Below are 5,831 nucleotides of genomic sequence, written 5' to 3'. Positions count from 1 at the left end.
GTGCGGACACGGAGCCGCGGCCGACGGGGCAGGGCTCAGGCGCGGGCCCGGGCGCGGGCTTGAGCGCGAGCCCGGCGTGGACGAGCAGTGCGGGGCCGGAGGGCTTTGTCACCGGCTCGATCCACGCCTCGTACCTGCACACGCACTGGGCGGGGCATCCTGCGCTGGCGGTACGGTTCGCGGAGCTGGTCCGGGCGTTCGCCGGAGCGCCCCAACCGCCCCGCCGAGCGTCGGGTCGCCGGCCAGCCCAACTCGCCCGGCCCTGACCCCGGTTTGGTCGTAGCCATCGCGGGGATGCGGCCGGAATCGCTCGATGGCTACGACCAGTTCCGCGATGATGACGACCGAACAAGATTGGGCTGGGCATCGACCGGACCAGCGCCCCGGCCGACCGCGGCAAGCGAGGAGACCATGAGAGCGTCCACGACGTCATCACAGCCCACTTCGAGGCCTACAACAGCGAGGACCCGCACCAGCTGGCGGCCGTGCTGCACGAGGACGCGGTCCTGCACTCCGCCGCCGGGACGCAGCTCGGGCTCTCCGCCTACCTCGACACCTACCGCGCGATGACCAGCACATTCGTCGACCGCATGACGCCCGAAGAGATCCAGGTCGACGGCGACACGGCCACCGTCACCATCGTGAACACGCTCACCGCGCGCGCTGACGTGAAGGACTTCATGGGGATGTCGCTCGACGATGGGCAGGCCATGACACTGAACCTCAAGGGCCGGTACACCGTGGACGGCGACCGGATCCGGGAGATCAACCTCGAATTGCTCTAGCGGGAGTCGGCCGGGCGCTCCACGACGGGCCAGGCGGTCCGCGACTGACACGACGCGAGACTTTGGTGTAGTTACTGCGATGAACCGGCCGGATTCTCGCAGTAGCTACACCGAAGTTCGCCTAGGAGTTCGCGGCGGACGCGCTGACCCAGTCCGCGGCGGCCGCGGCGTCGTCCACCACCTGCACACCCGGCGCGGGGCCGGGTCGGCGCACCACCACGACCGGTACGCCGAGTTCGTCGGCCACAGCCATCTTCGACCACGTGTGGTCGCCGCCCGAGTCCTTGGTGACCAGCACGTCCACGCCGTGGTCGGCGAAGAGGTCGCGCTCGCTGTCGACCGAGTAGGGGCCTCGGCTCAGCAGTAGCCGCCACGGCTCGGGCAGCGCCACCTCGGGAGGGTCCACCACCCTGACCAGCGCCTGATGCTCGGCGAGGGGGCCCACGAACCTGCCCAGCGACTGCCGGCCGATCGTGAGGAACGGTCGTCGGCCCAGGCGGGCGGCGGTGGCCGCGGCTTCGTCGTGGTCGTCCACCCAGTGCCAGCGGTCGGCTTCCGGAGCGGCAGCCCAGCCCAGGCGCTCGAGGCGCAGTAGCGGAACTCGCGCGGCCGCGCACGCAGCAGCGGCGTTGGTCGAGATGCCCGCCGCGAACGGGTGGGTGGCATCGACGACCGCGGACACGCCGGCCTCGATCAGGTACCGCTGCAGCCCGTCGACGCCGCCGAACCCGCCGATCCGCACCTGGCCCACCGGCAGTCGCGGCCGCGCGACCCGCCCCGCGAGCGACGACAACGCCGGCACCCCGCGCTCGACCAACAGGGCGGCGAGCTCGCGGGCCTCGGCCGTGCCGCCCAAAACGAGGATCACCGGTCGGCGCCCGGCGGGAGCAGCGGCAACTCGGGCGCACCGTCGCGGGCCAACGCGAGCAGCGCGTCCAGGTCGAGGTGCTCCTCGGCGAGGTCGCCCAGCAGGTCGAGGCGGCGCTCCCGCGCGGCCGCGAAGCTAACGTCCGAGCGCTCGCGGGTCCGCCCCAGCCCTGCCGCGACCTCGTCCAGGAACGCGCCCCGGAAACCGTCCGACTCGAGACTCCCGTGCCACATCGTGCCGAACACCCGACCCCGCCGGGCCCCGCCGGGGAACACCTCGTCGTCGTCGCCCGTCTCTCCCCCGCCGCCGACGCTCACCCGGCCGTGATGGATCTCGTACCCGCTCACCGGCTGCCCCAGCGCGGTCCCGGTGGGCAGGCGCAGCACCTTCTCCGCGCCGAAGCGGGTGGTCACGTCGAGCAGGCCGAGGCCGGTCACGCGCGCGCCGGGGGTGCCCTCGATGCCGTCGGGGTCGGCGATCTCGCCGCCGAGTATCTGGAAGCCGCCGCAGATCCCCAACACCGCGCCGCCGCGCTCGACATGTGTAGTGACCGCGCGGTCGAGGCCCCGCGCGCGGAGCCACGCGAGGTCGTCGAGGGTCGCCCTGGTCCCGGGGACGACGACGAGGTCGGCGCCCGCGAGGTCGCGGGGCTCCGTGACGTAGGCGACCTCGACGTCGGCTTCCAGGCCGAGCGCGTCGACGTCGGTGAAGTTGCTGATGCGTGGCAGACGGATCACGGCCACGCGCAGGGCCGCCGTGGCGTCGGCGGCGCGGGGGCTAACCGCGAGGGCGTCCTCGGAGTCCAGCCACAGATCGGGGTGCCAGGGCAGGACCCCGTGGACCGGGCGGCCGGTGAGCGCGGTGAGCTGGTCCAGTCCGGGCGCGAGGAGCGTGGGGTCGCCGCGGAACTTGTTGATGACGAACCCCGCGACCAGCCGCTGGTCGGCAGGCTCGAGCAGCGCGACCGTCCCGAACAGCGCCGCGAAGACGCCGCCGCGGTCGATGTCGCCCACCACCACCACGGGCATGTCGGCGTGGCGGGCCAGGCCCATGTTGACGTAGTCGCTCGAGCGCAGGTTGATCTCGGCCGGGCTGCCGGCGCCCTCGCAAATGAGGAGGTCGTAGCGGGAGGCGAGATCGTCATAGGCCGCGAACGCCGCCTGCGCCAGGTGTGCGCGTCCGTGGACGAAGTCCCGCGAGGACACCGTGCCGGCCGGCTGGCCCATCACCACCACGTGGCTACGCCGGTCGCCGCCCGGCTTGAGCAGCACAGGGTTCATCGCCGGCTCCGGCACCGCGCGTGCGGCGAGGGCCTGGATCCACTGGGCGCGGCCGATCTCGGCGGTACCGCTCGGAGCGGCCACGACCATCGAGTTGTTGGACATGTTCTGCGCCTTGAACGGCGCCACCCTCAGGCCCCGGCGGGCGAAGGCGCGGCACAGGGCGGTGGTGACGACGCTCTTGCCGGCATCGGACGTCGTCCCGGCGACGAGTAGGGAGGCCGCCGGGGCGTGCGGGGCGACCCGCTCCCCGCGCGGAGGGCGCGAGATATTCATGTGCTGGGGGCTCCTCGGCCGGCATGCGCCGACCACGGACGCGGGCGGCGGTCGGCAGGTATCGGGCTCGACCTCGCCCGCGGGGGCGCCGCGGCGCCGAGGGGCGAAAGGGTCACACCGTTGCGGGACAGCCCCGGACTCTCACCGGGTTCCCTGGACCAACGCACAGGATGCTACCCACAGACGACAGGGCCCGCCTCCCGGGCTGGGAGGCGGGCCCTGTCAGCGGCGCGGGGCGGTTCGCGGCGCGCGGGGTGCGCTACAGCGCGGTCAGGCGGACGCGCCCCCGGAGCGGGTGGTGCGGCCGATCTCGGCGTCCTCGGTGTACATCGAGGCCTTGCTGGTCTCCGGCGCGAGGATCAGCGAGATGATCGTCAGCACGGACAGGCCAACGAGGTAGTAGCCGACGTAGGCGACCGAGTAGTTCTGCACGAGCCACACCGCGACGAACGGGGTGAGCGCCGCGCCGAGGATGGCCGAGAAGTTGTACGCCACGCCCGAGCCCGTGTAGCGGGTGTTGGTGGGGAACAGCTCCGGCAGCACCGCCGACATCGGGCCGAAGGTCAGGCCCATGAGCATCATGCCCACGCACAGAAAGAGCAGCATGCGGGTCACGTCCAGGCCCTCGCCGGTGCCCATCGCGTCCGGGTTCAGCCACCAGCCGAAGCTCAGGCCGAACACGATGATCGCGGCGGTGACGCCGATGAGCATCCGACGCCGACCGAGCACGTCCGCCAGCCAGCCGGCGACCGGCACGAACGCGGCGAACAGCAGGATCGCGATGACCTGGATGATGAGGAACGACTGGTAGCCGTAGCCGAGCCCGCCGGTCTCCTCACTACCGATCGCGAACGACAGGATCCACGTGGTCATGAGGTAGAACAGGCCGTAGGTGGCCAGCATGATGAACGTGCCGAGGATGATCTCCCACCAGTTGCGGCGGAACACCTCGGACACCGGGGTCTTGACCCTCTCGTTGTTCGCGACCGCCCGGGCGAAGACCGGGGTCTCCTCGATGCGCAGCCGCACGTACAGGCCCACGCCGACCATGACGATCGACAGCAGGAACGGCAGGCGCCAGCCCCACACGAGGAACGGCTCGCCCAGGTCGGCGGCGGTGGAATCGTAGGAGAACCAGATGGTCAGCAGCAGGAAGATGCCGTTGGCCAGGATGAAGCCGAACGGTGCGCCGAGCTGCGGCCACATCGCGGCGAACCCACGCTTGCCCGGCTGCGCCGTCTCCGACGCCAGCAGCGCCGCACCCGACCACTCGCCGCCCAGGCCGATGCCCTGGAAGAAGCGCAGGATGGTCAGCATCGCCGGGGCCCACAGGCCGATCTGGTGGATGGTCGGCAACAGGCCGATGAGGAACGTGGCGATACCCATGGTGAGCAGCGCGCCGACGAGCGTGACCTTGCGGCCGAGGCGGTCGCCGTAGTGCCCGAAGACGATGGACCCGAGCGGGCGGGCGATGAACGCGGTGCCGAACGTGGCCATCGACGCCAGCAGTGCCGTGCTGGCGTCGCCGCCGGCGAAGAACAGCAGCGGGAAGACCGACACCGCGGCGGTGGCGAAGATGTAGAAGTCGTAGAACTCGATCGTGGTGCCGATGAGCGAGGCGAGGATGATCCGGTGACGGGGCACCGGCTCGGCCGAGATCGTCTCGGCGACCGCGGCCGTGCTCCCGTGGGGATCGGTGTTCCCGTCCGGCGTTGCCATGTTCCTCCTAGGTCCGGGTAGCGGGGGTGGCTACCGATGACCGCGACAAGGCTAGGCGGCTCGGTGATCTCGGTCACCCCGCCCAGCGGTGGATGTGCACGTGGCACAGTGTGGGTCGTCATTTTTCTCGCCCGCTGGGCACCGTGTCCAATCCCGGACACGCCGTCGGGTGTACGGGCGGGGGTGTGACGACGACGACCTGGCCGCGGCTCACGGGCTCCGCTACACACCTCACGCGCTCTGCTACGGGTTCACCGGCTCCGATAGTGCAGGAACACCGTCCCGCCTCCGAAGACGCGCTGCTCGGCGAGCTCCAGATCCAAGTGCGCGTCCGGCGGCAGCGCGCGCAGGCCCCCACCGACCACGTGGGGGACGACGAAGAGCAGGAAGTCGCTCACCATCCCCGCGCGGATCGCCTCCGCCGCGGTGGTCGGACCGAAGATCTCCACCTCCCCGTCCGCCTCGTCGACGAGCCGGCGCAGGGTGCCCGTGTCGAGACGCGGCACCAGGCGGTCGGTGTCCGAGGCGAGGTCGGCGGCCGTCATCGTGGACGAGACGAGGGTCCGCGGAATCGCCTGCCAGCGCCGCGCGAACTCCTGCTCGTCGGGGCCCCACTCCTCGCCCTCGGGTGGGTTCTGCCAGTACTCCATCAACGCGTAGGTGTTGCGGCCCAGCACCTCGTGGGCGACGGCCTCCATGCGGTCCACGTGGAACCGGAAGACCTCGGCGTCCGGCGCGGACCCCTGGAAGCCCCGTCCGCGTCTGCCACGTACCCGTCGAGCGAGACGGTCGCGGTGTAGCTCAGCGTGCCCATGGTCGGCCTTTCGCGGATGGCGCGGGGACGTTGGGGGCAGCCTAACCCCGGATTCCGCCCCTAGGAGCATGGGTCAGTAATGGCTCGAA

4 protein-coding genes, 1 pseudogene and 1 riboswitch are annotated in these 5,831 nt (G+C 71.5%); of the genes and pseudogenes, 1 reads left to right on the top strand and 4 read right to left on the bottom strand.

Features of this window, described 5'->3' with window-relative positions; translation table 11 throughout:
- Positions 1-353 precede the first annotated feature (353 nt).
- Positions 354-785: a nuclear transport factor 2 family protein gene (locus tag HMPREF3086_RS12055; RefSeq protein ID WP_311200585.1), complete on the top strand. Its 432-nt coding sequence runs from the start codon at positions 354-356 to the stop codon at positions 783-785.
- 121 nt (positions 786-906) lie between these two features.
- Here the strand turns inward: HMPREF3086_RS12055 and HMPREF3086_RS12050 are convergent, their stop codons facing one another.
- The 4 genes and pseudogenes from HMPREF3086_RS12050 to HMPREF3086_RS12035 all read right to left on the bottom strand — a co-directional run bounded on the left by HMPREF3086_RS12050 (position 907) and on the right by HMPREF3086_RS12035 (position 5,742).
- Positions 907-1,653: a cobalt-precorrin-6A reductase gene (locus HMPREF3086_RS12050; RefSeq protein WP_070722070.1), complete on the bottom strand. Its 747-nt coding sequence runs from the start codon at positions 1,651-1,653 to the stop codon at positions 907-909.
- Positions 1,650-3,209, bottom strand: a complete 1,560-nt coding sequence (locus tag HMPREF3086_RS12045; RefSeq protein WP_070722067.1) for a cobyric acid synthase — start codon at positions 3,207-3,209, stop codon at positions 1,650-1,652. The genes HMPREF3086_RS12050 and HMPREF3086_RS12045 overlap by 4 nt, the downstream gene beginning before the upstream one ends.
- Positions 3,210-3,265: 56 nt before the next feature.
- A riboswitch (cobalamin riboswitch) is annotated at positions 3,266-3,364 on the bottom strand.
- Between the two features lie 115 nt (positions 3,365-3,479).
- Positions 3,480-4,928 (bottom strand): MFS transporter, encoded by a 1,449-nt coding sequence (locus HMPREF3086_RS12040; protein ID WP_070722066.1) that lies wholly within the window; start codon positions 4,926-4,928, stop codon positions 3,480-3,482.
- A gap of 251 nt (positions 4,929-5,179) precedes the next feature.
- Positions 5,180-5,742, bottom strand: a pseudogene (locus tag HMPREF3086_RS12035) (dihydrofolate reductase family protein).
- Positions 5,743-5,831: the final 89 nt, after the last annotated feature.

This window comes from Dietzia sp. HMSC21D01 (assembly GCF_001815995.1).
In the GTDB taxonomy this organism is placed as follows: domain Bacteria; phylum Actinomycetota; class Actinomycetes; order Mycobacteriales; family Mycobacteriaceae; genus Dietzia; species Dietzia cinnamea.
Note: the sequence above shows the minus strand (reverse complement) of the source record. Positions and strands in the feature narration are given on the sequence as shown.

Bases quoted from the DNA above. Each gene is read 5' to 3' on its own strand.
- HMPREF3086_RS12040 (WP_070722066.1), bottom strand. From the start codon at position 4,928: ATGGCAACGCCGGACGGGAACACCGATCCCCACGGGAGCACGGCCGCG.
- HMPREF3086_RS12045 (WP_070722067.1), bottom strand. From the start codon at position 3,209: ATGAATATCTCGCGCCCTCCGCGCGGGGAGCGGGTCGCCCCGCACGCC.